Genomic DNA, 26,425 nt, shown 5'->3' with positions numbered 1-26,425 from the left:
GTTAGCAAAGGGTCTGACTATGTTCCTGATAATATTAATAAAATCGCTTATCATCGGCGGCCTGGTCGGCGTCGGCGTGGGCGCCGGAGCGGCACGCATGTTTCATGCCCCTACCACCCAGGGGATGGGGGCGTTTCGAACCCTGGGCGAGCTGAACTCCTGTGAGGGCGATCCGGCTTCCCACTTCTCCTTTGGCCTCGGTTTCTTCTTTAACGCTTGGGCCTCTTCCGTTGCAGCAGGCTCCTTCACCCAGGATGTTGACCACCGCATTATCCCCAACTGGGGCGCGGCGGCGCTGATGCTGAAAAATCGTAACGTCGGCGAAACGCTGCACGATCCGAAAAAAATGGCCATCTCCTGCGGCATCATCGGCATGATCGTCGTCGCCTTCCTTAACCTCACCGCCTCGTCCGTACCGGAAGCGCTGCAGGTGACCGCGGTTAAGGTACTGGTCCCGGCGGCAAACCTGCTGGTGAACACCGTGATGCCGGTGATCTTCTGGCTGGCGGCGATCGACGCCGGTAAAAAATCAGGCTTCTGGGCGACCATCTTCGGCGGCGCGGCGCAGCTGATTATGGGCAACGCCGTACCGGGGCTGGTGCTGGGCATCCTGATCGGCAAAGGCGTTGAAGAGAGCGGCTGGAACCGGGTCACCAAAGTGATGATGGTGGCCATTGTCGCCCTGTTCGTCCTCAGCGGCTTCTTCCGCGGCTTCGACATGAAGATGATCGAATCCTTCCATCTGACCGTGCCGAACTGGCTGGACATGATCCACAACTCACTCAGCGGCAAGTAACGGGAGCCTGATAATGGAACAGAATAAAGGTTTTTGGTATGCCGACTGGTCGTTCCCGATCTTCGTTGGCCTGCTCTCCTCCGGCGTCTTCGCCGGGACCCACATGTACTACCTGTACGGCATCGGCGCCTTTAACGAAGTCGCCTTCGTGGCGATGCTGAAGTCGGGGATTGATACCGGCGTTTACGGCGCGGTGGCGGCGTTTGGCGCCAGCTTCCTGTTCGCCCGCATCATCGAAGGGTCGCTGGTGGGGATCCTCGATATCGGCGGCGCTATTCAGACCGGGATCGGTCTTGGCGTCCCGGCGCTGCTGCTCGGCGCGGGCTTTGTCTTCCCGGTGGCGAACTTCGCCGCCTCGCTGGCAACCGGCCTGATCCTCGGTCTGGCGGTGGGCTACATCATCATTCTGGCGCGTAAGTTCACCATCAACCAGAGCGACTCCACCTACGGCGCCGACGTGATGATGGGGGCCGGTAATGCCTCCGGCCGCTTCCTCGGCCCCTTGATCATCCTCAGCGCAATGACCGCCTCGATTCCTATCGGGATCGGCTCGCTGGTTGGCGCCCTGCTGTTCTACATCTGGCAGAAACCGATCACCGGCGGCGCCATCCTCGGCGCGATGATCCTCGGCTCCATTTTCCCGGTGGCGATTAGCTAATCGCCCGATGGCGCGGCGCCTATCGGGCCTACACGTCAGCGCGATTGGTAGGCCGGATAAGGCGGTACGCCGCCATCCGGCAACAGATACACTCTTTCATCAGGAGATAGCTATGTTTGATTTACTCCTGCGCCGCGCGCGCCTCGTCGACGATACCCTGACTGATATCGCCATTCAGGACGGGAAAATCGCGGCGCTGGGCGAGATTAGCGCGCCCTCCCGCAAAACCCTCGAACTGCAGGGCAACAGCTACGTCAGCGCCGGCTGGATTGACTCCCACGTTCACTGCTACCCGAATTCGCCAATTTATCACGATGAGCCGGACAGCGTCGGCATCGCCGCCGGCGTCACCACCGTGATTGATGCCGGCAGCACCGGCGCCGACGATGTCGATGAGTTCTATCAACTGACCCGTAAAGCGGCGACGGAAGTCTATGCCCTGCTCAATATCTCCCGCGTCGGGCTGATTGCCCAGAATGAACTGGCCAATATGACCAATATTGACGCCGAGGCGGTGAAGCAGGCGGTGCAGCGTCATCCCGATTTTATCGTTGGTCTGAAGGCGCGGATGAGCAGCAGCGTGGTGGGGGAAAACGGCATTACGCCGCTGGCGTGCGCCAAGGCGATTCAGCAGGAAAACGGCGATCTGCCGCTGATGGTGCACATTGGCAACAATCCGCCGAACCTCGATGAAATCGCCGATCTGCTGAGCCGCGGCGACATCATTACCCACTGCTATAACGGCAAACCGAACCGCATTCTGAATCCTGCCGGCGAACTGCGCAGTTCGATTACTCGCGCCCTGCAGCGCGGCGTGCGCCTCGACGTCGGCCACGGTACCGCCAGCTTCAGCTTTGAAGTGGCGCGCCGGGCGATTGCGCTGGGCATTCTGCCGCACACCATCAGCTCGGATATTTACTGCCGTAACCGCATCGACGGCCCGGTGCGTTCGCTGGCGCTGGTGATGTCGAAATTTCTCGCCATCGGCATGACCCTGTCGCAGGTGATTGCCTGCGTGACCGTCAGCGCTGCCGAGGGGCTGCGCCTGTCGCGTAAAGGGCGGCTGGAAGTGGGTTTCGACGCCGATCTCACGCTATTTCGCCTGGAGCGCCAGCCAACGCTGCTGGTGGATGCCGAAAAAGAGAGCCTCCAGGCAGACAACATTTTGGTGCCGCTGGCCGCGATCCGCGCGGGCAAAGGCTATCTGACCGAACAAGGGAGCGCGGAACATGCCTTCGATTTTTGAAAAATACCATTTAAAACAAGTTATTAACACTTCTGGCCGGATGACGGCGCTGGGCGTTTCCACGCCGCGTCCGGAAGTGGTGGACGCCGCGATGGCCGGCATGAACCAGTACTTTGAAATGAAAGATCTGGTGAATAAAACCGGCGAGTACATCGCCAGGCTGCTGGACGTGGAAGGGGCGACCGTGGTCTCCTGCGCCTCGGCAGGGATTGCCCAGTCGGTGGCGGCGGTGCTGGTGAAAGACAGCGACTGGCTGCTGGAGAACCTGCACGTCACGCCGATAGAGCATAACGAAATCGTCTTGCCGAAGGGCCACAACGTCAACTTCGGCGCGCCGGTCGGCACCATGGTGGCGCTGGGCGGCGGCAGGCTGGTGGAAGCGGGCTACGCCAACGAATGCTCTGCCGAACAGCTGGCGGCGGCGATCACCCCGCGCACCGCGGCGATCCTCTACATCAAATCCCACCACTGCGTGCAGAAAAGCATGCTCAACGTGGCGCAGGCCGCGGAAGTGGCGCGTCAGCATCATTTACCGCTGATCGTCGACGCGGCGGCGGAGGAAGATCTGCAGGGCTACTACCGCATGGGCGCCGACCTGGTGATCTACAGCGGCGCGAAAGCGATTGAAGGGCCGACCAGCGGGCTGGTGATCGGCAAAACGCAGTACGTCGAGTGGGTTAAACGCCAGTCGATGGGGATTGGCCGGGCGATGAAAGTGGGTAAAGAGGGGATCCTCGGCCTGACCTGCGCCATTGAACACTACCTGACGGCAAGCAAAGAGAGCGGCCAAGAGATGGTGGCGAAGATGACGCCGTTTATCGAACAGCTCAATACCCTCAACGGCGTCACTGCCCGCGTGGTCTGGGACAGCGCCGGCCGCGATATCGCCCGCGCCGAAATCAAATTCGACGAAGCGGTGACCGGCGTGAAGACCGGCGATCTGGTTAACGCGCTGAAGCAGGGCGAATACGCCATCTACTTCCGCGGCTATAAAGCGAATGAAGGCATTATCGAAGCCGATGTCCGCAGCGTTGACGCCCAGCAGCTGGCGGTAGTCGCCCGCCGTATCGCGGAAGTTCTGAACAAGGAGAAACAAGCATGAAACTGACCCCAAACTTTTACCGTGACCGCGTGTGCCTGAACGTCCTGGCGGGTAGCAAAGACAACGCCCGGGAAATCTATGACGCGGCGGAAGGTCATGTCCTGGTCGGCGTGCTCTCCAAAAACTACCCGGACGTCGCCAGCGCGGTGGCCGATATGCGCGACTACGCGAAGCTGATTGATAACGCCCTCTCCGTCGGGCTGGGCGCAGGGGATCCGAATCAGTCGGCGATGGTGAGCGAGATTTCGCGCCAGGTGCAGCCGCAGCACGTCAATCAGGTCTTCACCGGCGTGGCCACCAGCCGCGCGCTGCTCGGGCAGAACGAAACGGTGGTCAACGGCCTGGTCTCGCCCACCGGCACCCCGGGTATGGTGAAGATCTCCACCGGCCCGCTGAGCAGCGGCGCGGCGGATGGGATTGTGCCGCTGGAAACCGCCATCGCGCTGTTAAAAGATATGGGCGGCAGCTCCATCAAATACTTCCCGATGGGCGGCCTGAAGCACCGCGACGAGTTCGAGGCGGTGGCCAAAGCCTGCGCCGCGCACAATTTCTGGCTGGAGCCGACCGGCGGTATCGATCTGGAAAACTACAGCGCGATCCTGAAGATCGCCCTTGATGCCGGGGTGAGCAAAATCATCCCGCATATCTACAGCTCGATTATCGATAAGGCCAGCGGCAACACCCGCCCGGCCGATGTTCGCCAGCTGCTGGAGATGACCAAACAGTTAGTGAAGTAGTGCCATCGCCCCTCGCCCTCAAAGGGTGAGGGGCAGCTTATCCCACTGAACCATCAAGGAGTTGCTATGCCTGTCGCTCGTCATCTGCTTGTCGCTTCACTGTCCCTGTTTGCCGCCGCCGGCGCCGCGCAAACTCACTATGCCTGGGTAGGCACCTATAATCCCAATGGCGAAGGTCTGTACCGCTTTACCGTTGATAGCCAAACCGGCGCGCTACGTGACAGGACGCTGGTGAGCTCGTTGCCGAACGCCGCGCAGCTGACCGTCTCGCGCGATGGCAAAACGCTGTATGCCGCCAGCGAAGTGGAGAAAGGCGTGGTGCAGGCGTGGCGCATTGAGAAGAACGGCGAGCTGACCGCACTCAATCAGGTCGCCTCCGGCGGCGCCGGTCCGGTTTATCTCTCCCTGACGCCGAACGGTAAACAGCTGCTGGTGGCCAACTACGTCAGCGGCAGCATCGCCGTGCTACCGGTGAAAGAAGACGGTAGCCTGGGCGAGGCGGTGGACAGGCATCAGGATGAAGGCCCGGCAGGGGCCGAACGCCCGGCGGCGGCCGTCGAGGGCAGCTTCGCCATCAGCGATCACAATGGCCCGCACGCCCATATGATCGCCGCCGATCCCAGCGGGAAATTTGTTTACTCCACCGATCTGGGACTGGATCGGATCTATCAGTATCGGCTGGATAGCGCCAGCGGCAAGCTGACGCCGAACGATCCGCCGTTTATCGCCGCCTCGTCGCCGGGAGCCGGCCCGCGCCACTTCGTCTTCACGCCAAAGGGCGACGGTCTGTGGCTGATTAACGAGGAAGCGTCGACGCTGACCTTCTATCATCTGGATCAGCAAAGCGGCCTGCTGCGCGAAGGCAAAACTGTCTCCGCGCTGCCCAAAGAGTATAAGGGCACCAGCTTTGCCGCCGGCCTGGCGCTGAGCAACGACGGCAAACAGCTGTACGTCGCCAACCGTCTGCATAACAGCATCGCCCACTTTACGGTGCAGGCCGACGGCCGCCTGCGCCACCAGGAGGATATCTGGACGCGCGGAGATTACCCCCGCACGCTGACCCTGGATAATCAGGGGCAGTGGCTGTACGTCATGAACCAGCGTAGCGATAATATTACCCGCTTCAGCGTGGCGCCGAAGGATGGCAAATTGACCTTTGTCTCAGACTACACGCCGGTCGGCAGCCCATCGCAGATGGTGATTTCCGCCCAACCCTGAGCCGTAACCACAAGGAACTGACATGCGATTTCCCAACCAGCGCTTAGCGCAACTCTTCACCCTGCTGCGGAATGAAACGCTGCCGCAGGATGAGCTGGCGCAACGCCTGTCGGTTTCCACTCGTACCGTGCGCGCCGATATTACCGCCCTGAATGCGCTACTGGCGCAGTATGGCGCGCAGTTTATCCTTAACCGCGGCAGCGGTTATCAGCTGAAAATTGATAACCCGGCGAGCTTCCAGGCGCTGGAGGAGACGGCGCCGAAGGCGCAGCATGTCCCGCGTACCGCCCAGGATCGCATCACTTTCCTGCTGGTGCGTTTTCTGACGTCGGCGTTCTCGATCAAGCTGGAAGACCTGGCGGATGAGTGGTTCGTCAGCCGCGCCACGCTGCAAAACGATATGGTCGAGGTGCGCGAGCGCTTCCAGCGCTATCAGCTAACCCTTGAAACCCGCCCGCGCCACGGCATGAAGCTGTTCGGTAGCGAGGTATCGGTTCGCGCCTGCCTCACCGACCTGCTGTGGGAGCTAACCCAGCAGGGCGGTATCGCGCCGCCGATCGGCGCCGAGGCCTTTGCAGAGGAGGTGCCTGCGCTGCTGGAGCCGGTGCTGCAGGAGACGCTCACGCGCCACCATATTCGTCTCACCGACGTCGGCGAGCGCTTTATCTGCCTGTACGGGGCGGTGGTGGTGCGTCGCGTCAGCGAAGGCTACCCACTGGCGGATTTTAGTGCTGAAGATGTGGCGCAGAACGTCCGCGATGCCGCTCACGATCTGGCGGGAGAGCTACAGCGGCTGGCCGGAAAACCTTTATCGCCCGCGGAAGAAGAGTGGCTGTGCGTGCATATCGCCGCCCGTCAGGTACAGGACGTGGACCCGGAAACCATCAGCGCCGACGATGACGAAGCGCTGGTCAACTACATCCTGCGCTACATCAACAGCCAGTATAACTACAACCTGCTGGACGATGCCCAGCTGCACGCCGATCTGCTAACCCACATAAAGACCATGATCACCCGCGTACGTTACCAGATCATGATCCCCAATCCGCTGCTGGATAACATCAAACAGCACTACCCGATGGCCTGGGATATGACCCTCGCCGCGGTCTCCAGCTGGGGCAAATATACTCCGTACACCATCAGCGAAAACGAAATCGGCTTTCTGGTGCTGCATATCGGCGTCGGGCTGGAGCGCCACTACAACATCGGCTACCAGCGTCAGCCGCAGGTGCTGCTGGTGTGCGATACCAGCAATGCGATGGTGCGGATGATCGAGGCGATCCTGCAGCGCAAATATCCGCAGCTGGAGATCGCCGCCACCATTTCCCAGCGCGAATACGAACAGCGGGACGCGATCGAGGCGGATTTTGTTATCTCCACGGTGCGGATCAGCGAAAAAGACAAGCCGGTAGTGACCATCGCGCCGTTCCCCACTGACTATCAACTGGATCAGATCGGCAAGCTGGTGCTGGTGGACCGTACCCGTCCATGGATGCTGAATAAGTACTTCGATGCCGCCCACTTCCGGGTGGTCGATACGCCGATGGATCAGCAAACGCTGTTCGCCGAGCTGTGCCAGCAGCTGCTGGAGGAAGGCTTTGTTGACGCCGAGTTTCATGCTTCGGTGGTGGAGCGTGAAGCGATTGTCAGCACCATGCTCGGCGATGGCATTGCGCTGCCGCACTCCCTGGGGCTACTGGCGAAAAAGACGGTGGTCTATACCGTCATTGCCCCGCAGGGCATCGCCTGGGGTGACGAAACCGCCCATATCATCTTCCTGCTCGCTATCAGCAAGCGCGAGTATGAAGAGGCGATGGCGATCTACGATATTTTCGTGACTTTCCTGCGCGAGCGCGCTATGAGCCGCCTCGCCGCGACCCGCAGCTTCGATGAGTTTAAAACGGTGGCGATGGAGTGCGTCAGCCGGTTTTGAGAGGCGTTTTCCAGATTCGAGTGTAATGCAAATGTAATGCTATAATGCATTACAAAATATCCCTTTCTGGAGGCATAATGGCCACGCTCAACGTTCGACTGGACGATAAACTCAAAAAAGAGGCTTATGCCGTGCTGGAGAAACTCGATATGACGCCAACGGAGGCGGTGCGCCTGCTGTTTCAATACATTGCGGAAAATGGCCGCATGCCAGTGAAAAGTATGACTATCAGCGATAGCGAAGCGGCATTATTACGCACCGTCCGCGAGCGGCTGGAAAACCCGCAGCCGGAGGTGAAGGTGAGTCTGGATGACCTATGAACTGGCGTTTGATCCGCGTGCCTGGCGCGAATGGCAGAAGCTTGGCGAGACGATCAAAAAACAGTTCAAAAATAAGCTCCAGCAGGTTGTGCAGAATCCGCGAATTGCATCGGCCAGTCTGAGTGATTTACCGGATTGCTACAAAATCAAGCTTAAGGCGTCAGGTTATCGGTTGGTGTATCAAGTACGGGATAGTGTGGTGGTGGTTTACGTTATTGCCATTGGCAAAAGAGAGAAAGCGGCCGTTTATCATCAGGCGAATAAACGGCTCTAAACGCTATCGCAAATGATGTACCACCTGGTTGCTGCTGCCGCGCCAGATCAGCGCCGGGTCTTTTAAATCCTGCACAAACTTACCGTCGACCAGCACGTTGATCAGGTTCACCACCTGCATCTGCGCCTCATTCAGCTCATCCAGTTTATAGCCGGTCCAGACCCAGATATCTTTGCCGGGGCATTCGGCACGCACGCGCTGAACCAGTTTGAGGATCTCCGCGACGTTCTGCGGATGCAGCGGATCGCCGCCGGAGAGTGAAATCCCCTGGCGTTTGATGCGGGTATCGTTGAGGTCGGCAATGATGCGGTCGGCCATCTCGGCGGTAAACGGCATGCCGGAGTTCACCCGCCAGGTGCTTTTGTTGTAGCAGCCGGGGCACTCATGGACGCAGCCGGAGACAAACAGGGTGCAGCGGGTGCCGGGGCCGTTGACAATATCTACCGGGTAGTACTGATGGTAATTCATTGTTTCCTCTTCTCATTTGCCGATGTAGCGGCGTTGGCTGCGCTCGCTCGCCCGGGTCACTTACTCCAGTAAGCTCCCCGGGACTTACTCGTTTGCCGCCTTGCTACAACGCCAACTGATTTGAGGAAACCCACCTGGCTGTTTGGGATCCCCTCGTTTGCCGCCTTGCTCTGACGCTAATGGCTTTGCGAAAACGGAGGTGCTGTGCATTTGTAAAGGGAACGGCTCCCGGCGTCGCTGCGCTCGCCCGGGCTACGAAAAGCCGCATACGCGGTTGTAGCCCGGATAAGGCGCTTTGCGCCGCGATCCGGGAACGGCGCCTTAGTGGCCAAACGGCTACGGGGCCGGTCCCTTCTCCCCGTTGGGGAGAGGGGGAGGGGCTAAACCAGCTGGAATTAACCGATCTGCCCGTTGCCCAGATGCTTCACGCGGCGCTTCACTTCTTCCTGCTTGCCGGCGTTGAACGGACGCGCGTCCGGACTGCCAAGGTAGCCGCACACCCGACGGGTAACGGAAACGCGGGAGGCGTCGTGGTTACCGCATTTCGGGCAGGTAAAGCCCTTGCTGGTGCACTCGAACTCGCCGGTGAAACCGCACTCGTAGCACTCATCGATCGGCGTGTTAGTGCCGTAGTACGGCACATGCTGATAGCTGTAATCCCATACGTCTTCCAGCGCCTTCAGGTTGTGCTGGATGTTTGGGTATTCGCCGTAGCAAATGAAGCCCCCGTTAGCCAGCGGCGGATACGGCGCTTCAAAATCGATCTTGTCGTACGGGTTGACCTTCTTCTCCACGTCGAGGTGGAAGCTGTTGGTGTAGTAACCTTTGTCGGTCACGCCCTCCACCACGCCAAACTCGGCGGTGTCGAGACGGCAGAAGCGGTCGCACAGGTTTTCGCTCGGCGTGCTGTACAGGCTAAAGCCGTAGCCGGTCTCTTCTTTCCACAAATCGACGGCGTCGCGCAGGCGCTGGACGATGGCCACACCCTTCTCGCGCAGCGCCTCGCTGTCGTACATATGCTGGTTGCCGTACAGCGCATTGATAGTTTCATGGATACCGATATAGCCCAGCGAAATCGACGCCCGGCCGTTTTTAAAGATCTCGGAGACGTCGTCGTCGGCTTTCAGCCGTACGCCGCAGGCCCCTTCCATATAGAGGATCGGCGCCACGCGCGCTTTTACCCCTTCCAGGCGGGCAATGCGGGTCATCAGCGCTTTGCGCGCCAGCTGCAGGCGCTCGTCCAGCAGCGCCCAGAAGGCGGCTTCGTCGCCTTTCGCTTCCAGGGCGATGCGCGGCAGGTTGAGGCTGATGACGCCGAGGTTATTGCGCCCATCGTGCACCTGCTCGCCGTTCTCGTTTTCCCACACCCCGAGGAAGCTGCGGCAGCCCATCGGCGTTTTGAACGACCCGGTAACCTTCACCACCTGGTCGTAGTTGAGGATATCCGGGTACATGCGCTTGCTGGCGCACTCCAGCGCCAGCTGTTTGATGTCGTAGTTCGGGTCGCCGAACTTATGGTTCAGGCCGTCACGGATCGCGAACACCAGTTTCGGGAACACCGCGGTCTTACGGTTTTTACCGAGGCCGGCAATGCGGTTGCGCAGAATCGACTGCTGGATCAGCCGCGATTCCCAGCTGGTGCCGAGACCGAATCCGAAGGTGACGAACGGCGTCTGGCCGTTGGCGGTATGCAGCGTGTTAACCTCATACTCCAGCGACTGGAAGGCGTCGTAGCACTCTTTTTCGGTACGGGCGCGGGCATAGCCTTCGGCATCCGGGATCTGCCACTCTTCGGCGATTTTACGATGCTTGTTAAAGCTTTCGCTGACGAACGGCGCCAGCACTTCATCGATTCGGTTGATGGTGGTGCCGCCGTAAATATGGCTGGCGACCTGGGCGATGATCTGCGCGGTCACCGCGGTGGCGGTAGAGATAGACTTCGGCGGCTCGATCTCCGCGTTGCCCATCTTAAAGCCCTGGGTCAGCATGCCTTTCAGGTCGATCAGCATGCAGTTAAACATCGGGAAGAAGGGCGAGTAATCGAGGTCATGATAGTGGATCATGCCGCGTTCGTGGGCCATCACCACATCGTGAGGCAGCAGGTGCTGCCGGGCGTAGTGCTTGGCGACGATACCGGCCAGCAGGTCGCGCTGGGTCGGGATGACTTTACTGTCCTTGTTGGCGTTTTCGTTGAGCAGCGCGGAGTTGGTCTGCTCGACGAGGCCGCGGATCTCCTGATTGAGGCGGCCGCGCTTCTCACGCTGGCTATCGCGGTCATGGCGATACTCAATGTAGGCGCGCGCCAGCTGCTTATAGGGGCCGGACATCAGCTGGTTTTCCACCGCGGTCTGGATCTCGTTGATGTCGACCTGAGCGCGGCCCTGCATTTGTTGGCTAACGACTTCTGCGACGGTGGCGCAATAGTCTGCGTCATCGACTCCCGCTGCTTTAGCTGCACGCAGAATTGCTTCCTGAATGCGCTCTGACTTGAACGGCACTTTACAGCCATCACGTTTCATCACATGCGGTGTCATGATCACTCCATATATAGAACAGGTTATCCACAGAGGCGGAGGTTATCCCGAAGGCGCTGTACGCTACGGCTCGTGCTGTTTGCCTTCAGATCCGGCCCGTTTTATCCACATCTCATCACCGCCAGACATCGACAAGATATGGTGACATAATAGACGATTAATACAACATGTAGGGCCGGGACGCATTTTAAGTTCTATATGTAGTGATTTGCATCAAAGATGTTTGCGATTTTATTGACCCAGAACAAGGTAAAAAGGTGAGAGTACGGATGATGGGCGCTGGCGATAAATGTAAATTTATCTGGCTGGAAAATAAGCAAAAATGCCTGGCGTTCGCCACCGGCGCCAGGCATGACCTTCTCATTTCGGGAGGGCAGGGGACACCTTACGCCTGCAGCCACCATACCGCTTCGAACGGCCGCAGCGTCAGCCCGGTTGGGCGGGGCGTGGTCTCGGCATAGTTGCTGATGATCATCTTCCACTCGCCCGGGACGTCCTCAGGCTGCCAGGCCTGCAGGTCGCGGCTTAGGTTGGCGGCGACCACCAGCGTTTGTCCCTGCCACTGACGGCGATAGCACCACAGCGACGGATGGTCAGGCAGGAGATCCTGATAATCGCCCCAGGTCAGCAGCGGCAGGGTTTTACGCAGCGTAATCAGCTGCTGATAGGCATAAAACACCGAATCAGGGTCCGCCAGCGCCGCCTCGACGTTGATCTCCCGGTAGTTATCGCCAAGGCCGATCCACGGTTCGCCATCGCTAAAGCCACCGTTCTCGCCACCATGCCACGGCATCGGCGTGCGGCTGTTGTCGCGCGACTTGCTGGCAAGGATCGCCAGCAGTTCGTCCGGACTTTGCCCCTGCGCCGCACGTTCGATAAACATATTGTGGCTCTCAACGTCGCGATAATCGCTGATGCTGTTGAAGTGCGGATTGGTCATGCCGATCTCTTCGCCCTGATAAATATAGGGCGTGCCCTGCATGCCGTGCAGCACCATCGCCAGCATCTTCGCCGCCGGCACCCGGTACTCGCCTTCGTCGCCAAAGCGCGAGACGATGCGCGGCTGATCGTGATTACACCAGAACAGCGCGTTCCACGCCCGGTTGTGCATCCCCTGCTGCCAGTGGCGGAACAGCGCCTTCAGCGCCACATAGTCCGGGCGGGCGAGGGTCCACTTCTCCCCACCGGGATAATCGACTTTTAAATGGTGGAAGTTAAAGGTCATCGACAGCTCGCGGCCGTCCAGCGCGGCGTACTGCTGGCAGTGTTCCAGCGAGGTGGAAGACATCTCGCCGACGGTCATCAGATGACGCGGCGTGAAGACATCGCGGCTCATCTCCTGCAGGAACTCATGCACCCGCGGGCCGTCGGTGTAGAAGCGGCGGCCATCCCCGTCCGCATCGCAGGGAAAGGCCTGATCTTTCGAGATCAGGTTGACCACGTCGAGGCGCAGGCCGTCGACGCCGCGGTCGGCCCAGAATTCGCAGACCTTTTTCAGCTCGGCGCGCACCGCCGGGTTCTCCCAGTTGAGATCCGCCTGCTCAATGGCGAACAGGTGCAGATAATACTGACCGCTGTCGGCATGCCACTGCCAGGCGTTGCCGCCAAATTTGGAGCGCCAGTTGTTCGGCAGGGCGTCCGGTTCGCCGTCGCGCCAGATATAGAACTGACGGTAGGGGCTCTCCTTATTCAGCGACTGACGGAACCACTCGTGTTCGGTCGAGGTATGGTTCAGCACCATATCCAGCACGATGCGGATCCCGCGGGCCTTCGCTTCCGCCACCAGGGCGTCAAAATCGGCCATCGTGCCGTAGGAGGGATCGATGGCGGTGTAGTTTGCCACGTCGTAGCCGTTATCCACCTGCGGTGAAACGTAGAACGGCGTCAGCCAGATGGCGTCGACCCCAAGCTTTTGCAGATAGTCGAGGCGGGAGGTGACGCCGCGCAGGTCGCCGGTGCCGCTGCCGGTGGTATCCTGAAAACTCTTCGGATAGATTTGATAAATAACGCCGTTTTGCCACCAGTGGGGGAGATGATTCATAGTACTTTCCTGCTGCAACGAGGGGCGCCAAAGGCGCCCCGAAAGAAGAAGTTAGACAATCTGCAAGGTGCCCTGACGGTACTTGCGCTGATACACCACGGTGGTGAGGATAATCGGCACCACCACCGCGATGGCCATCGCCATGGCGTACACCTGCCAGTAGCTCGGCTGGATGGAGAGGATCCCCGGCAGGCCGCCGACGCCGATGCCGTTCGCCAGCACGCCGTTCAGGCCGCACAGCAGGCCGGCGAGGCCGGAGCCGATCATTGCGCACAGCATCGGGAAGCGGTACTTCAGGTTGATACCGTACATTGCCGGCTCGGTGACCCCGAGATAGGCGGAGATCGCCGCCGGTACTGAGATTTCACGTTCATTCTGCTTGCGGCTGGCGATGATGATGCCGACCACCGCCGACGCCTGGGCAATGTTGGACAGCGCAATCAGCGGCCACACCGGGGTCCCGCCCATGCTCTGGATCATCTGCATATCGATGGCGAGGGTGGTCTGATGGACGCCGGTAATCACCAGCGGCGCGTAGAGGAAGCCAAACAGCGCGGCGCCGATCGGCGCGAAGCTGCCGGTTAACAGATGGCGCACTGCGAAGGCCACGCCGTCGCCGATCAGGCGGCCGAACGGACCGATAATGGCATGCGCGAGGAATACCGCGAGGATCAGCGAGCAGACCGGCACAATGACCAGATAGAGGTAGTCAGGCACAATGCGCTTGAGGCGCGTCTCGATAAAGCCTAAGGTCAGGCCCGCCAGCAGGGCCGGGATGACCTGCGCCTGGTAGCCGACTTTAGCAATGGTAAACAGGCCGAAGTTCCACACCTCCGGCACCTGCTGGCCGAGGAGATAGGCGTTCATCAGCTGCGGGGATACCAGGGTCACGCCCAGGACGATCCCAAGGATCGGCGTACCGCCCATCTTCTTCACCGCCGACCAGCAGATCCCCACCGGCAGATAGAAGAAGATCGCCTCGCCAATCAGCCACAGGAAGTCATAGATGGTTTTCAGCGACGGGTGCATCTGGGCCAGCGTCTGGCCGTTGCTCATGGGTAAGTCGCCGATGACGTTGCGGAAACCGAGGATCAGACCGCCGCTGATCAGCGCCGGCAGCAGTGGGAAGAAGATCTCGGCGAAGTGCGAGATCAGCTGTTCATGCCACTTCATATTTTGCCGCGCGGCCTGTTTGACCTGCTCTTTATCGGCGGAAGTCTGACCGGTGGTCGCCAGCAGGGCCTTGTAGTAATCACCCACCTCGGTGCCGATGACCACCTGGAACTGACCGGCGTTAGTGAAGCATCCCTTCACCATGCGCAGCTGCTCAATCTCTTTTGGTCTGGCGATGGCCGGGTCGTTCAGCACAAAGCGCAAACGGGTAATACAGTGGCTGACGGTGGCGATATTGCCGCGCCCGCCCACCAGTTCGATCAGTTTATCGATGTCCTGCTGGTTTACTTTGCTCATGATGAAGCCTCAAAAACAGAGGGGAGAGATGCCGTTTTTACCTTGAGGGCATCCTAACCGTTCCGCTTGATTTGCAAAATGGGAACGTTCCCGAAACCCGGCGACGATCACATAAATCGCCCGAACGAGATTAATTGAGGGCGGCGGGAATGACGATCTGGCGGGGATCGACGCTGCCGGCGATCTGCTCGATCAACTGCCGGGCGGCCCGGCGTCCGGACTCGGCATAGCCAGGATCGACGGTCAATATTTCCGGGTGGAGAAACTTCATCAGCGGCGTGCTGCCGACGCTGGCGAGCTGCAGCGCATCGCGGCCCTGCTGCTGGAGATATTTGCTGGCGCCGAGGGCGAGGGTATCGGTGGCGCAGACCAGGGCGCTGGTCTCGGCCGTCAGCACGCTGGCGACGGTGTCATACCCCTGCTTCATGCCCAGCCCCGGCAGGGCGGCGGTGGGCGTCAGGCGATGCTTTTTACAGAAGGCGAGGTAGGCGAGATGGCGGCGTTCGCCGGTGGTGACGTCGCTGTGCGGTACGCCAAGGAAGCTGATGTGGCGATGTCCGCGCTCGTAGAGCCGCTGCATCAGCAGCGTGATGGCCCCCTCGTCGTCATAGCACACCGAGGCGAAGCCGGGGGCGTCGCGGGCCATCAGCACCAGGGTGTCGCGCCAGGGAGCGAGCATCGCCTCGTCTATGCCGGTAAAACCGAACAGCACCACGCCGTCAATATTACGCCGGGCGAGCATGCCGAGATGCTCCTCCACCAGCCCAGGGGAGAACTGACTCTCCATCATAATCGGGTCGTAACCCTGCTCATAAAAGGCGGGCAGCATGGTCTGCACGGCGAGGTTTTCCGACAGCGAATCGAGACGGGTGACGATAATCGCCACCACTTTATCGCTCTGGCCGCGCATGGCGCGGGCGGAGCGGGAGGGCGAGAAACCGTGCTGCTGCATCACCGCTTCGACGCGCTCGCGGGTCCGTTCGCTGACCCCGCTCTCGTTGTTGAGGACGCGGGATACCGTTGATTTCCCTACGCCGCTTAAGCGCGCGATATCTTTGATGGTCAGCCGGTTCTGCATGCGGAATTCTCGTCAGGGTGGGTAGAAGTGAGCCTAATGCTACTCAACCAAACCGCAATGAGCAAAGTCTGGTTTACGTTCGGTTTAGTTGCGCGGGTTTATCATCGCCATTATTGCCACACAATCCTCAACGAGGGCGCTATAATCCGCGCCGTTTAAATTCACTTACCGGAGATAGTTATGGACCCCGATCCCACTCCTCATCCTCGATGGAGCAACCTTTCTTTCCGGTAAGCCTGTTTAACACTGCTTTACCGGAAAGCGTAAAGCAGTGACGTCCTTGATGTCCCTGCCATAAAAATAACATGCCTGACAGGTAGGTTTTGCTACGCCCGTCGGCAACGCTGCGTTCGCTTGCGCGAGCGCGGAGGGACTGTTTATGCTGAAAAATTATACCCGGCAGCTGTTCGCACAGCTTAGCCGCCATCTGCCACGCCGTTTAGTCCAGCGCGATCCGCTGCCGGACGCCCGCCATCTGGCGAGCGGCCCCATTCCTGAGTCGCTGGGCAAACAGTGCCTGGACGTGGCGGCGATGGACGACCAGGAGATCTGGCGCGCCTTTGACAGCCACCCTGAAGGGCTCAATGAAGGCGAAGTGGCGGCGAAAATCCTTAAACACGGCGACAACCAGATCCCGGCGCAGAAGCCCTCGCCGTGGTGGGTGCATCTGTGGACCTGCTACCGCAACCCGTTCAATCTGCTGCTGACGGTGCTCGGCATCGTCTCCTATTCCACCGAAGATCTGTTCGCCGCCGGGGTGATCGCCCTGATGGTGGGGATCTCGACGCTGCTCAACTTCATCCAGGAGGCGCGCTCGACCAAAGCGGCGGATGCGCTGAAGGCGATGGTGAGCAATACCGCCACCGTGCTGCGGGTGGTCAACGAGCAGGGGGAGAGCCGCTGGCTGGAGCTGCCTATCGACCAGCTGGTGCCGGGCGACATCATCCGGCTGTCGGCGGGGGACATGATCCCGGCGGACCTGCGTATCCTGCAGGCGCGGGATCTGTTCGTCGCCCAGGCCTCGCTGACCGGCGAATCGCTGCCGGTGGAGAAAGTGGCCCACAGCCGCGATCCGCTGCAGCAGAACCCGCTGGAGTGCGACACCCTGTGCTTTATGGGCACCAACGTGGTGAGCGGCTCGGCGCAAGCCATCGTCTTCGCCACCGGCGGCCACACCTGGTTTGGTCAACTGGCCGGCCGCGTCAGCGAGCAGGAGAGCGAGCCGAACGCCTTCCAGAAAGGCATCAGCCGGGTGAGTATGCTGCTGATCCGCTTTATGCTGGTGATGGCCCCGGTGGTGCTGCTGATCAATGGCTATACCAAAGGCGACTGGTGGGAGGCGGCGCTGTTCGCGCTGTCGGTGGCGGTCGGCCTGACGCCGGAGATGCTGCCGATGATCGTCACCTCGACGCTGGCGCGCGGGGCGGTAAAGCTGTCGAAGCAAAAGGTCATCGTGAAGCACCTCGACGCCATTCAGAACTTTGGCGCGATGGACATCCTCTGCACCGATAAAACCGGCACCCTGACTCAGGATAAGATTGTGCTGGAGAACCATACCGACGTCTCCGGCAAGGTCAGCGAGCGCGTACTGCATGCCGCCTGGCTGAACAGCCACTACCAGACCGGGTTGAAAAATCTGCTCGACACCGCGGTGCTGGAGGGCGTTGAGCTGGAGGCCGCCCGCGGGCTGGCGGCGCGCTGGCAGAAAGTGGATGAGATCCCCTTCGATTTCGAACGCCGCCGCATGTCGGTGGTGGTGAAAGAGGAGGACGCCGCGCATCAGCTGATCTGCAAAGGGGCGCTGCAGGAGATCCTCAACGTCTCAACCCAGGTGCGCTACAACGGCGATATCGTGCCGCTGGACGACACCATGCTGCGCCGCATTCGCCGGGTCACTGACACCCTCAACCGGCAGGGGCTGCGGGTGGTGGCGGTGGCGACCAAGTACCTGCCGGCCCGCGAAGGCGACTACCAGCGCGCCGATGAGTCGGACCTGATCCTTGAAGGCTACATCGCCTTCCTCGATCCGCCGAAAGAGACCACCGCCCCGGCGCTGAAAGCGTTAAAAGCCAGCGGCATCACGGTGAAGATCCTCACCGGCGACAGCGAGCTGGTGGCGGCGAAGGTGTGCCATGAAGTGGGGCTGGATGCCGGCGAAGTGGTGATTGGCAGCCAGATTGAAGCCATGAGCGACGACGAGCTGGCGGCGCTGGCGAAACGCACCACGCTCTTCGCCCGCCTGGCGCCGCTGCATAAGGAGCGCATCGTGACGCTGCTGAAACGCGAAGGCCACGTGGTGGGCTTTATGGGCGACGGCATCAACGACGCCCCGGCGCTGCGCGCGGCGGACATCGGCATCTCGGTCGACGGCGCGGTGGATATCGCCCGCGAGGCGGCGGATATCATTCTGCTGGAGAAAAGCCTGATGGTGCTGGAGGAGGGGGTGATCGAAGGCCGCCGCACTTTCGCCAACATGCTTAAGTACATCAAAATGACCGCCAGCTCCAACTTCGGCAATGTCTTCAGCGTGCTGGTGGCCAGCGCCTTCCTGCCGTTTCTGCCGATGCTGCCGCTGCACCTGTTGATTCAGAACCTGCTGTACGATGTCTCCCAGGTGGCGATCCCGTTCGATAATGTCGACGATGAACAGATCCGCAAGCCGCAGCGCTGGAACCCGGCCGACCTCGGACGCTTTATGGTCTTCTTCGGCCCGATCAGCTCGATTTTCGATATCCTCACCTTCGGCCTGATGTGGTGGGTGTTCCACGCCAATACCGTGGAGATGCAGACCCTGTTCCAGTCCGGCTGGTTTATTGAAGGGCTGCTGTCGCAAACGCTGATCGTGCACATGATCCGCACCCGGCGCATTCCGTTCGTCCAGAGCCGCGCCGCCTGGCCGCTGTTCGCCATGACCCTGGTGGTGATGGCGGTGGGGATCGCGCTGCCGTTCTCGCCGCTGGCGGGCTATCTGCAGCTGCAGGCCCTGCCGCTGAGCTACTTCCCATGGCTGGTGGCGATCCTGGCGGGCTATATGGTGTTGACCCAAACGGTCAAAGGCTTCTACAGCCGCCGCTACGGCTGGCAGTGAGGGGAAGGTTTGCGGATGACCCACGTAAAAAAGGCAGCCTGCGGGCTGCCTTTTTTCATGCCGGAGTTCGCGATCAGCGACGCACGGCGATGGCTTCGATCTCGATCTTCACGTCTTTCGGCAGACGCGCCACTTCAACGCAGGAGCGCGCCGGGAAGGTGGCGTTGTGCTCGGTGAAGAACGCTTCGTATGTGGCGTTAACGGTAGCGAAATCGTTGAGATCTTTGACGAAAACGGTGGTCTTGACGATATCGCCGACGGTGAGGCCTGCGGCTTCAACGATGGCTTTCACGTTGTTCAGCGACTGGCGCGCCTGCGCGGACACGTCTTCCGGGACGCTGCCGGTTTTCGGGTCGACCGGGATCTGGCCAGAGGTGATGATCATGCTGCCCAGGTCAACGCCCTGAACGTAGGGGCCAATCGCTGCTGGTGCATTTTCCGTCGCAATAGTTTTGCTCATGTTATCTCCAGATGAACTGAGTAATGTTACGCAAAATCATTCAGGTGGCCGCCAGGCGGTAAGCGCTGTGCCGCCGGGCGCAGACGCCGCCTGAAGGACGAAGCGTAGGGTGGTAGCCATTATAGGGAGGCCTACCACCAATACCAACCGCATTTAGTTGGCCAGCACCACATAATGAGAAAACTCTTTTTCGCAGTATTTACATTTGAGTGCGATGTCATCAGCGCGTTTTTTCACTGCAAAACTGGAAGAAACCGGTTCGGCGTGGCTGATACAGTTGCTGTTCGGGCACACCAGCACGCTGTCGATGCGATCCGGCAGGCTCGGGCGGGATTTGCCCACCACTTCGTAATCATCAATGCGGTTTACCGTCGCCTGCGGGGCGTACAGCGACAGCTGGTTAACCTGCTCGTCGGTCAGGAAGGTGTTCTCGATTTTAATCAAATCTTTGCGGCCCATCTCGCCGGAGGGCAGGTTCAGACCGATGGTGATGCGCTGGTCGGTTTCGGTCAGTTTGAACAGGGTGAGCAGCTTAAAGCCGACCTGCGCCGGAATGTGGTCGATCACGGTGCCGCGTTTGATCGCTTCTACCTGCAGTTTATTGTCGTGTGTCATCTCTCATTTCCCCTTACAGTGCCAGCTCGCTATTCAGTACCAGTGCCAGTAACGCCTGGCGGGCGAAGATGCCGTTACCGGCCTGCTGGAAGTACCAGGCGTGCGGCGTTTTATCGACATCGGTGGTGATTTCATCAATGCGCGGCAGCGGGTGCAGCACCTTCATATTGGCGCGTGCCCCTTCGAGGTCGGCGGCGCGCAGGACGAACTGCGCTTTGACGTTGGCGTATTCCGACGGATCCAGACGCTCTTTCTGCACGCGGGTCATGTACAGAATATCCACTTCCGCCATCACGTCGTCGATGGCGCTATGCAGGCTCCAGGCGATACCTTTTTCATCCAGCATATCGAGGATGTACTGCGGCATGGCCAGCGCGTCCGGGGCGATAAAGTAGAAGCGGTTGCCGCTGAATTTGGCCAGCGCCTGGGTCAGGGAGTGGACGGTACGGCCATACTTCAGATCGCCGACCATCGCCACGTTGAGGTTTTCGAGGCGGCCCTGGGTCTCCTGAATGGTGAACAGGTCGAGCAGGGTCTGGGTCGGGTGCTGGTTGGCGCCGTCGCCGGCGTTCAGTACCGGCACGCCGCCGGAAAATTCGGTCGCCAGACGGGCGGCGCCCTCCTGCGGATGACGCATCACGATGGCGTCAACGTAGGTGCTGATGACGGAGATGGTATCCGCCAGCGTTTCCCCTTTTTTGCCCAGCGAGGTGTTGGCGCTGTCGGAGAAGCCGACCACGCTGGCCCCCAGGCGGTGCATCGAGGTTTCAAAAGAGAGGCGGGTGCGGGTCGAGGCTTCAAAGAAACAGCTGGCGATAACCTTATGCTTAAGCAGCTCGGGTTGTGGATTAGCTTTCAGCTTTGCCGCCGTCGCCAGCACCAGTTCGAGGTCTTCGCGGCTGAGATCGTTTATGGAAATGATATGTTTTTGATATAGCGGGTTAGCCATGCTTATCTCCTGACGCCTGGGCAAAAAAAAAGCCCCTTAAATAAGGGGCTTCGGGAATCCAATGAGCAACGGAAAGAAAAACGGCAGGCCAGCGTCTGCATTGAGACGCGCTAAGACAGAATGTCGTACGCAATTGGCCATGCTTCCTCCCGGCAAAACGACTGGCATTATACGCAGACCGTTATGACGATCAAGCGATTCATTCACAAACAGGTAATCGTTTGCCTGCAGAAAAGTGCGCCAGCGCAAAGAACCGTGAAACTGCACTGGTATGGCAGCGACGATGGGGGTATAAAACGCAAAAATGAAATGTTGTTTTATATTTGAGGTAAGCGATGATTATTGGCAATATCCACCATCTGCAGCCATGGCTACCTGCCGCGCTGCGCGAGGCTATCGAACACATTATCGCCCATGTCAGCGAGGCGACGCCGCTGGGTAAACACGATATCGACGGCAACAACCTGTTTTATCTGATTTCCGAAGACACCACCGAGCCGCAGGCCGCGCGTCGCGCGGAATATCATGCCCGCTATCTTGATATCCAGATTGTGCTCCGCGGCAGCGAGGGGATGACCTTCAGCACCTTGCCGGCAGGAGAGCCGCAGACCGACTGGCTGGCGGAGAAAGACATCGCTTTCCTGGCGGAGGGGGCGCAGGAGCAAACGGTGATCCTTAACGAAGGGGACTTTGTGGTGTTTTATCCCGGCGAAGTGCATAAACCGCTGTGCGCCGTGGGCGCCCCGGCGAAGGTGCGCAAAGCGGTGGTGAAGATGCTGATGGCGTGACAAAGCGTCCTGACGAGCGGTATCCCGGATACGCGCCAAGCGATCCGGGATTTGACGGCGAACGAAGGACTATTTGCTCAGCGTCGCCACCATCACCGCTTTGATGGTGTGCATCCGGTTTTCCGCCTGGTCGAAGACCACGCTTGCCGCCGACTCAAACACCTCGTCAGTCACCTCCATGCCGCCGTGCAGGCCGTAATCGGCAGCCATCTGTTTGCCCAGCGTGGTCTGGTCGTCGTGGAACGCCGGCAGGCAGTGGAGGAATTTGACCTGCGGGTTGCCGGTCAGCGCCAGCATCGCGCTGTTAACCTGATAGTCGCGCAGCAGGGCGATACGTTCGGCCCATTTTTCCTTCGCCTCGCCCATTGAGACCCAGACGTCGGTATAGATAAAATCGGCGCCTTGCACCCCCGCGGCGATATCTTCCGTCAGGGTGATGTTGCCGCCCTGCTGTTTCGCCAGCGCGGTACAGGTTTCCACCAGCGCGGCCTCCGGCCAGCAGGCCGAGGGCGCCACCAGGCGCAGATCCAGACCGGTCAGCGCCGCAGCTTCCAGCATCGAATTGCCCATGTTGTTGCGCGCGTCGCCGGCGTAGACCAGCGTCATCTGGTTAAAGGCTTTGCCCGGCAGGTGCTCTTTCATGGTCAGCAGGTCCGCCAGCAGCTGGGTAGGGTGGAACTCGTTGGTGAGGCCGTTCCACACCGGCACGCCGGCGTATTGCGCCAGGGTCTCCACCACTTCCTGGCCGTGGCCGCGGTACTGAATGCCGTCGTACATCCGTCCGAGCACGCGGGCGGTGTCCTTGATCGACTCTTTATGGCCAATCTGGCTGCCGCTGGGCCCCAGGTAGGTCACGCGGGCGCCCTGATCGTATGCGGCAACTTCGAAAGAGCATCGTGTACGGGTTGAGTCTTTTTCGAAGATGAGCGCGATGTTTTTCCCTGCCAGTTTCTGGACTTCGATACCGTTTTTCTTATCGGCTTTCAGCTTTGCCGCCAGCTCGAGCAGGGCGGTGATTTCTGCAGGCGTAAAATCGAGTAACTTTAAAAAATGCTTCTGGTAAAACGCAGACATGGTTCCCTCACCTGGCATAGGCCACTAATTGAATTAAAATTCAATTTATATGTATGAATATTCATTTGCAAGTCTGTGATCGAAATCTTTCACTGAGAAGTGGAGGCAATGACGGCGGTATGTGACAATAGGGATAACTGCCGCACATTATGAGGAACGAGCCATGGCAAACCCGGAACACCTGGAAGAACAGCGTGAAGAGACGCGTCTGATTATCGAAGAGCTGCTGGAAGATGGCAGCGATCCGGACGCACTGTACACGATTGAGCATCACCTCTCTGCAGACGATTTCGAAACCCTGGAGAAAGTGGCGGTGGAAGCGTTTAAGCTGGGCTACGAAGTGACCGAGCCCGAAGAGCTGGAAGTGGAAGAGGGTGAAGTGGTCATCTGCTGCGATATTCTGAGCGAATGCGCCCTGAACGCAGAACTGATCGATGCCCAGGTGGAACAGCTGATGACGCTGGCAGAAAAATTTGACGTCGAGTATGACGGTTGGGGCACCTACTATGAGGACCCGAACGGTGAAGAAGATGGCGAGGATGACGAAGATTTTGTCGATGAAGACGACGATGGTGTTCGTCACTAAGTCGCAGAAGATGTAGATGATACGGCGGCGCCAGCCGCCGTATAGCAAGGAACCTCCATGGATTACCCGCAGATACTCTCCCCGATTATCAACTTCCTGCACTGCCCGACGCCGCAGGCGTGGATTGACGAAGCCCGCAAGCCGGAAAACCTGCCGCTGCTGCTGACCGACCATATGGTGTGCGAACTGAAAGCGGCGCAGAACGCCATGCTGCTGGTGCGTCGCTATGTCGCGGATAAAGCCGACGCCGACGAGCTGCTGGCCTGCCTGAAGCCGTATGAAGACTTCACCTACCGCCGGGGGCCGGAGCCGGATTTTGTCGCCCTGCATAAGCGGATCAACAAAAGCGCCATGCCGCAGACCGACGACCCGTGGGGCCGTCAGCTGCTGGACAGCATGATTTTGCTGATTAAAGAGGAGCTGCATCACTTCTGGCAGGTGCGGGAGATGATGCTGGCGCGCGATATCCCCTACGTCAAAATCACCGCCAGCAACTATGCCCGCGGCATGCGACGGGAGGTGCGCTCACATGAGCCGGTGATGCTGATCGATAAGCTTATCTGCGGCGCCTATATCGAGGCCCGCTCCTGCGAGCGCTTTGCGGCGCTGGCGCCGTGGCTGGACGACGATCTGCAGAAGTTCTATCTGTCGCTGCTGCGCTCGGAAGCGCGTCACTATCAGGACTACCTGGATCTGGCGCAGAAGATTGCCGGAGAAGATATCAGCGAACGGGTCCGCCAGCTCGGCGAGGCGGAAGCGGCGCTGATCCTCCGTCCGGAGGCCGAGTTCCGCTTTCACAGCGGCGTGCCGGCGGCGGCGTAGCCCACGCTGTTCGGCTCCCGTCGCCCCGGTCGCCACTCACGCCGGCAGTCTCAGTAGCCATGGGGGAGAGATAGCGTTGAGAGCTTCAGCTCGCCATGGTACGGGCCGTAGGTCGGGTAAGGCGTTAGCCGCCACCCGACAAAAAAACGGCACCGCGAGCACGGGTAAGGTGCAAGCGGTGCCATCCGGGACATACCCCGGCTCGCGCTACGCTTAGCCGGGCTACCGGGGAGGCCCAGGGTAGTGATGCGTTACAGCGTTTTCAACATCCGCACTTCGCAGTCCACGTGGCCGGTGCAGCCCAGCGGACCGTCAATATGTTCGAAGCCAAGATGCTCATATAAGCCGATCGCCTCCGTCAGGAAGGCGGTGGTTTCCAGATAGCAGCGTTTAAACCCTTGCTCGCGGGCGTAGTCCAGCGCCAGCAGCGCCAGCTTCTTCGCCAGCCCCTGGCCGCGGGCGCTGGTCATGAAATACATTTTCTGCAGCTCGCAGATATCCGGCTCGCTGCAGGCGAGCGGCGCGACGCCGCCGCCGCCAACCACTTCACCCTCTTTCTCCACCACCCAGTATGCGGAGCCCGGCTGGCTGTACAGCTCATACAGTTCATCGAGATTCGGGTCGGCGACCGTATAGCCTTTATCGGCGGTCAGGCCATATTCTGCGGATACCTGGCGGATGACGGCCGCTATCGCAGCGTTATCCTGTACCGCGATACGGCGTAAAGTAAAGGTCTGTGGCGCGGCAAGATTCATAGAATCACTCAATTTTAGCTTAAATAACCATATATTTCTTTAATACCATTATTCGTTTACAGGCGCAAGGTGCGCGTGAAATGTATTGCCGGGAAAATTCAAAATAATATATTCTGCTCGCTTAATGCCGATGCGCATTATTTATTATTTTTATATATGGTTTAAAGTACAAGGACGACTTTTTTATGAGTATGATTTCAGGGCAATTGCAGCGTTCTGGCCATTCTTTTGTTTTTCATGGTCAGGTCGGGCGCTATTTTATTATTTGTCTGGTTAATATTATTTTTTCTGTAATAACTTGTGGGTTATTTATTCCATGGGCATGGGTACGGAGTCGCCGTTATCTTTGTGAGAATATGGAGGTTAATGGCGCCCGCTTTGCCTATCACGGGCGCGGTATCACGATTTTACTCAGCTGGCTATTGATATTTGTCGTGCTGGTTTTACTCAGCTTAGCGCTTGCCATTTTCTCTCCCGGTAGCGAAGGGCTGGAGACGCTGGCATTTCTTATCCTGCTGCCGGTAATGATAATTAAGGGGTTAAGCTACCATGCGACGATGACCTCTTTCGCGAATATTCGCTTTGGGGTTCAGTGTCATCTGCTGCGCGGATGGTGGATTATGCTCGGCTTACCTTTGCTGATATACGTGCTAACAGCGGTGGTGTTCGCCATGCTGGGAAGTCGGCTCTTTTACAATGGCCTAAATAGCATGCTGCTGGGGATCGTTGTTCTGCTTTTGCTGGCGCTAGTTATTATGGCAATAACCAGCGGTGTGGTTTACAGCCACTGGCTTGATCTCATCGGCAAAGGCGCAACCTTAGGCAAAAATAAATTTAATATTTATGTGAGTACTAAGCGTTGTGTGGTGATTTTTTTATGGGCAACGGCTATTTTGTTGCCGTTTATCGTCATTTTTATTGGCTTTTTATTTTCCGCATTCGCTCAACTGCTGACGGGCTGTATGTTTGGTCTGTGCAGTGAAGGTTCGGCACTGTTTATGGCATTGCGGCATCTTGGGGCGATATTAGGGGGATATATATTCCTCACTATCGGTATCGTGTTATCCATGGCATACCTTCGTGTGGCTTTACGTAATCACGCGATGAATAACCTGGTGCTGGGGGACAGCGTTCATTTTCGTTCCACCCTGACGTTTTTCGGTCTTGCTCCGCGTTTACTGGCGTTGACGTTTCTCACGCCGCTGACGCTGGGGCTGGCCTATCCCTGGTTTAAGATTGATTTGCTACGCTATATTGCTGAAAACACGACGATGGTCGGTGAGCTCGATTCGCTCGATCTGCAGCCGGCGGCGCCACCGCAGCCGACGGTATCTGACAAACTATGCGGCGGTTTTTTTCCGATGCTGCCGTTCCTGTAATGTAAAAAGGCCGGAGCAAGCTCCGGCCTTTTTT

General features: G+C 59.0%; 28 protein-coding genes. 15 read left to right on the top strand and 13 right to left on the bottom strand.

The annotated features are described in order from the left end of the window. The first annotated feature begins 19 nt into the window (after window positions 1–19). The 9 genes from ACOI7Z_RS18300 (at window position 20) to ACOI7Z_RS18260 (ending at window position 8,284) form a co-directional block, all read left to right on the top strand. Window positions 20–796: a DUF4311 domain-containing protein gene (locus ACOI7Z_RS18300; protein ID WP_002886897.1), complete on the top strand. Its 777-nt coding sequence runs from the start codon at window positions 20–22 to the stop codon at window positions 794–796. A gap of 13 nt (window positions 797–809) precedes the next feature. Then, window positions 810–1,454: a DUF4310 family protein gene (locus tag ACOI7Z_RS18295; protein WP_004206504.1), complete on the top strand. Its 645-nt coding sequence runs from the start codon at window positions 810–812 to the stop codon at window positions 1,452–1,454. A 112-nt stretch (window positions 1,455–1,566) separates the two neighbouring features. Further along, on the top strand, window positions 1,567–2,700 hold the full coding sequence (locus ACOI7Z_RS18290; protein ID WP_087848669.1) for an amidohydrolase/deacetylase family metallohydrolase: 1,134 nt from the start codon (window positions 1,567–1,569) through the stop codon (window positions 2,698–2,700). Then, window positions 2,684–3,802 (top strand): DgaE family pyridoxal phosphate-dependent ammonia lyase, encoded by a 1,119-nt coding sequence (locus tag ACOI7Z_RS18285; protein WP_086075671.1) that lies wholly within the window; start codon window positions 2,684–2,686, stop codon window positions 3,800–3,802. Before ACOI7Z_RS18290 ends, ACOI7Z_RS18285 begins: the two co-directional genes overlap by 17 nt. Beyond that, a complete protein-coding gene (dagF, locus tag ACOI7Z_RS18280) occupies window positions 3,799–4,539 on the top strand; it encodes a 2-dehydro-3-deoxy-phosphogluconate aldolase (protein ID WP_087848670.1) in 741 nt (246 codons plus the stop codon). The genes ACOI7Z_RS18285 and dagF overlap by 4 nt, the downstream gene beginning before the upstream one ends. 66 nt (window positions 4,540–4,605) lie before the next feature. Next, window positions 4,606–5,757, top strand: coding sequence for a lactonase family protein (locus ACOI7Z_RS18275; protein WP_087848671.1), 1,152 nt, complete (start codon window positions 4,606–4,608; stop codon window positions 5,755–5,757). Window positions 5,758–5,779: 22 nt separating this feature from the next. Continuing rightward, a complete protein-coding gene (locus ACOI7Z_RS18270; protein ID WP_087848672.1) occupies window positions 5,780–7,690 on the top strand; it encodes a BglG family transcription antiterminator in 1,911 nt (636 codons plus the stop codon). Window positions 7,691–7,767: 77 nt separating this feature from the next. After that, on the top strand, window positions 7,768–8,010 hold the full coding sequence (locus tag ACOI7Z_RS18265) for a type II toxin-antitoxin system RelB/DinJ family antitoxin (RefSeq protein ID WP_023291757.1): 243 nt from the start codon (window positions 7,768–7,770) through the stop codon (window positions 8,008–8,010). Beyond that, window positions 8,000–8,284 (top strand): type II toxin-antitoxin system RelE family toxin, encoded by a 285-nt coding sequence (locus ACOI7Z_RS18260; protein WP_048336510.1) that lies wholly within the window; start codon window positions 8,000–8,002, stop codon window positions 8,282–8,284. Before ACOI7Z_RS18265 ends, ACOI7Z_RS18260 begins: the two co-directional genes overlap by 11 nt. A 3-nt stretch (window positions 8,285–8,287) precedes the next feature. Here ACOI7Z_RS18260 and nrdG read toward each other — a convergent pair whose 3' ends face one another. The 5 genes from nrdG to treR form a co-directional block, all read right to left on the bottom strand. Then, window positions 8,288–8,752 (bottom strand): anaerobic ribonucleoside-triphosphate reductase-activating protein, encoded by a 465-nt coding sequence (nrdG, locus tag ACOI7Z_RS18255; RefSeq protein WP_012969085.1) that lies wholly within the window; start codon window positions 8,750–8,752, stop codon window positions 8,288–8,290. Between the two features lie 395 nt (window positions 8,753–9,147). Beyond that, window positions 9,148–11,286 carry an anaerobic ribonucleoside-triphosphate reductase gene (gene nrdD / locus ACOI7Z_RS18250; protein ID WP_004206513.1) on the bottom strand — a complete coding sequence of 713 codons (2,139 nt, stop codon included), beginning with the start codon at window positions 11,284–11,286 and terminating at the stop codon, window positions 9,148–9,150. A gap of 385 nt (window positions 11,287–11,671) precedes the next feature. Beyond that, window positions 11,672–13,327 carry an alpha,alpha-phosphotrehalase gene (treC, locus tag ACOI7Z_RS18245; RefSeq protein ID WP_087848673.1) on the bottom strand — a complete coding sequence of 552 codons (1,656 nt, stop codon included), beginning with the start codon at window positions 13,325–13,327 and terminating at the stop codon, window positions 11,672–11,674. A 51-nt stretch (window positions 13,328–13,378) separates the two neighbouring features. Further along, window positions 13,379–14,797 carry a PTS trehalose transporter subunit IIBC gene (gene treB, locus ACOI7Z_RS18240; protein WP_023291762.1) on the bottom strand — a complete coding sequence of 473 codons (1,419 nt, stop codon included), beginning with the start codon at window positions 14,795–14,797 and terminating at the stop codon, window positions 13,379–13,381. 130 nt (window positions 14,798–14,927) lie between these two features. Beyond that, window positions 14,928–15,875: a trehalose operon repressor TreR gene (treR, locus tag ACOI7Z_RS18235; RefSeq protein WP_004206520.1), complete on the bottom strand. Its 948-nt coding sequence runs from the start codon at window positions 15,873–15,875 to the stop codon at window positions 14,928–14,930. Window positions 15,876–16,055: 180 nt separating this feature from the next. On the opposite strand from treR, the gene mgtL reads away from it, so the two are divergent. After that, a complete protein-coding gene (gene mgtL / locus ACOI7Z_RS18230; protein ID WP_219340445.1) occupies window positions 16,056–16,109 on the top strand; it encodes a mgtA regulatory leader peptide MgtL in 54 nt (17 codons plus the stop codon). A gap of 145 nt (window positions 16,110–16,254) precedes the next feature. Continuing rightward, window positions 16,255–18,963 (top strand): magnesium-translocating P-type ATPase, encoded by a 2,709-nt coding sequence (gene mgtA / locus ACOI7Z_RS18225; RefSeq protein WP_065805916.1) that lies wholly within the window; start codon window positions 16,255–16,257, stop codon window positions 18,961–18,963. Between the two features lie 73 nt (window positions 18,964–19,036). On the opposite strand, the gene ridA is transcribed toward mgtA, so the two are convergent. The 5 genes from ridA to ACOI7Z_RS18200 all read right to left on the bottom strand — a co-directional run bounded on the left by ridA (window position 19,037) and on the right by ACOI7Z_RS18200 (window position 21,128). After that, a complete protein-coding gene (ridA, locus tag ACOI7Z_RS18220) occupies window positions 19,037–19,423 on the bottom strand; it encodes a 2-iminobutanoate/2-iminopropanoate deaminase (RefSeq protein ID WP_002886926.1) in 387 nt (128 codons plus the stop codon). Window positions 19,424–19,576: 153 nt separating this feature from the next. Continuing rightward, the gene (gene pyrI, locus ACOI7Z_RS18215; protein WP_002886927.1) at window positions 19,577–20,038 is read right to left on the bottom strand and encodes an aspartate carbamoyltransferase regulatory subunit; all 462 of its coding nucleotides are present in this window, start codon (window positions 20,036–20,038) and stop codon (window positions 19,577–19,579) included. Between the two features lie 13 nt (window positions 20,039–20,051). Further along, on the bottom strand, window positions 20,052–20,987 hold the full coding sequence (gene pyrB / locus ACOI7Z_RS18210; protein WP_004206522.1) for an aspartate carbamoyltransferase: 936 nt from the start codon (window positions 20,985–20,987) through the stop codon (window positions 20,052–20,054). A gap of 2 nt (window positions 20,988–20,989) precedes the next feature. Beyond that, window positions 20,990–21,049, bottom strand: a complete 60-nt coding sequence (locus ACOI7Z_RS18205; protein ID WP_227650304.1) for a pyrBI operon leader peptide — start codon at window positions 21,047–21,049, stop codon at window positions 20,990–20,992. Then, window positions 21,024–21,128 (bottom strand): pyrBI operon leader peptide, encoded by a 105-nt coding sequence (locus tag ACOI7Z_RS18200; RefSeq protein ID WP_002886930.1) that lies wholly within the window; start codon window positions 21,126–21,128, stop codon window positions 21,024–21,026. Before ACOI7Z_RS18200 ends, ACOI7Z_RS18205 begins: the two co-directional genes overlap by 26 nt. A 194-nt stretch (window positions 21,129–21,322) precedes the next feature. Between ACOI7Z_RS18200 and ACOI7Z_RS18195 the strand changes: the two genes are divergently transcribed. Then, window positions 21,323–21,775, top strand: a complete 453-nt coding sequence (locus tag ACOI7Z_RS18195; RefSeq protein WP_087848674.1) for a YhcH/YjgK/YiaL family protein — start codon at window positions 21,323–21,325, stop codon at window positions 21,773–21,775. A 69-nt stretch (window positions 21,776–21,844) separates the two neighbouring features. Here the strand turns inward: ACOI7Z_RS18195 and argF are convergent, their stop codons facing one another. Both argF and argL read right to left on the bottom strand, forming a co-directional pair. Beyond that, a complete protein-coding gene (gene argF, locus ACOI7Z_RS18190) occupies window positions 21,845–22,849 on the bottom strand; it encodes an ornithine carbamoyltransferase (protein ID WP_048296511.1) in 1,005 nt (334 codons plus the stop codon). Next, entirely contained in the window at window positions 22,819–22,914 is a 96-nt protein-coding gene (gene argL, locus ACOI7Z_RS18185; RefSeq protein WP_370736902.1) for a putative translational regulatory protein ArgL, read from the bottom strand. Before argL ends, argF begins: the two co-directional genes overlap by 31 nt. Before the next feature lie 98 nt (window positions 22,915–23,012). On the opposite strand from argL, the gene rraB reads away from it, so the two are divergent. Both rraB and miaE read left to right on the top strand, forming a co-directional pair. Continuing rightward, window positions 23,013–23,435, top strand: coding sequence for a ribonuclease E inhibitor RraB (gene rraB / locus ACOI7Z_RS18180; RefSeq protein ID WP_023291768.1), 423 nt, complete (start codon window positions 23,013–23,015; stop codon window positions 23,433–23,435). 57 nt (window positions 23,436–23,492) lie between these two features. Beyond that, on the top strand, window positions 23,493–24,257 hold the full coding sequence (gene miaE / locus ACOI7Z_RS18175) for a tRNA isopentenyl-2-thiomethyl-A-37 hydroxylase MiaE (RefSeq protein ID WP_023291769.1): 765 nt from the start codon (window positions 23,493–23,495) through the stop codon (window positions 24,255–24,257). A gap of 251 nt (window positions 24,258–24,508) precedes the next feature. Here the strand turns inward: miaE and ACOI7Z_RS18170 are convergent, their stop codons facing one another. After that, complete coding sequence (locus ACOI7Z_RS18170; protein WP_032454663.1) at window positions 24,509–25,012, bottom strand: GNAT family N-acetyltransferase; 504 nt, start codon at window positions 25,010–25,012, stop codon at window positions 24,509–24,511. A 185-nt stretch (window positions 25,013–25,197) separates the two neighbouring features. Here ACOI7Z_RS18170 and ACOI7Z_RS18165 point away from each other — a divergent pair, with 185 nt between their 5' ends. Further along, the gene (locus ACOI7Z_RS18165; protein ID WP_087848675.1) at window positions 25,198–26,391 is read left to right on the top strand and encodes a YjgN family protein; all 1,194 of its coding nucleotides are present in this window, start codon (window positions 25,198–25,200) and stop codon (window positions 26,389–26,391) included. The last annotated feature ends 34 nt before the right edge of the window (window positions 26,392–26,425 follow it).

It is taken from the genome of Klebsiella sp. C283, from assembly GCF_048822555.1.
Classification (GTDB): domain Bacteria; phylum Pseudomonadota; class Gammaproteobacteria; order Enterobacterales; family Enterobacteriaceae; genus Klebsiella; species Klebsiella quasipneumoniae.
Note: the sequence above shows the minus strand (reverse complement) of the source record. Positions and strands in the feature narration are given on the sequence as shown.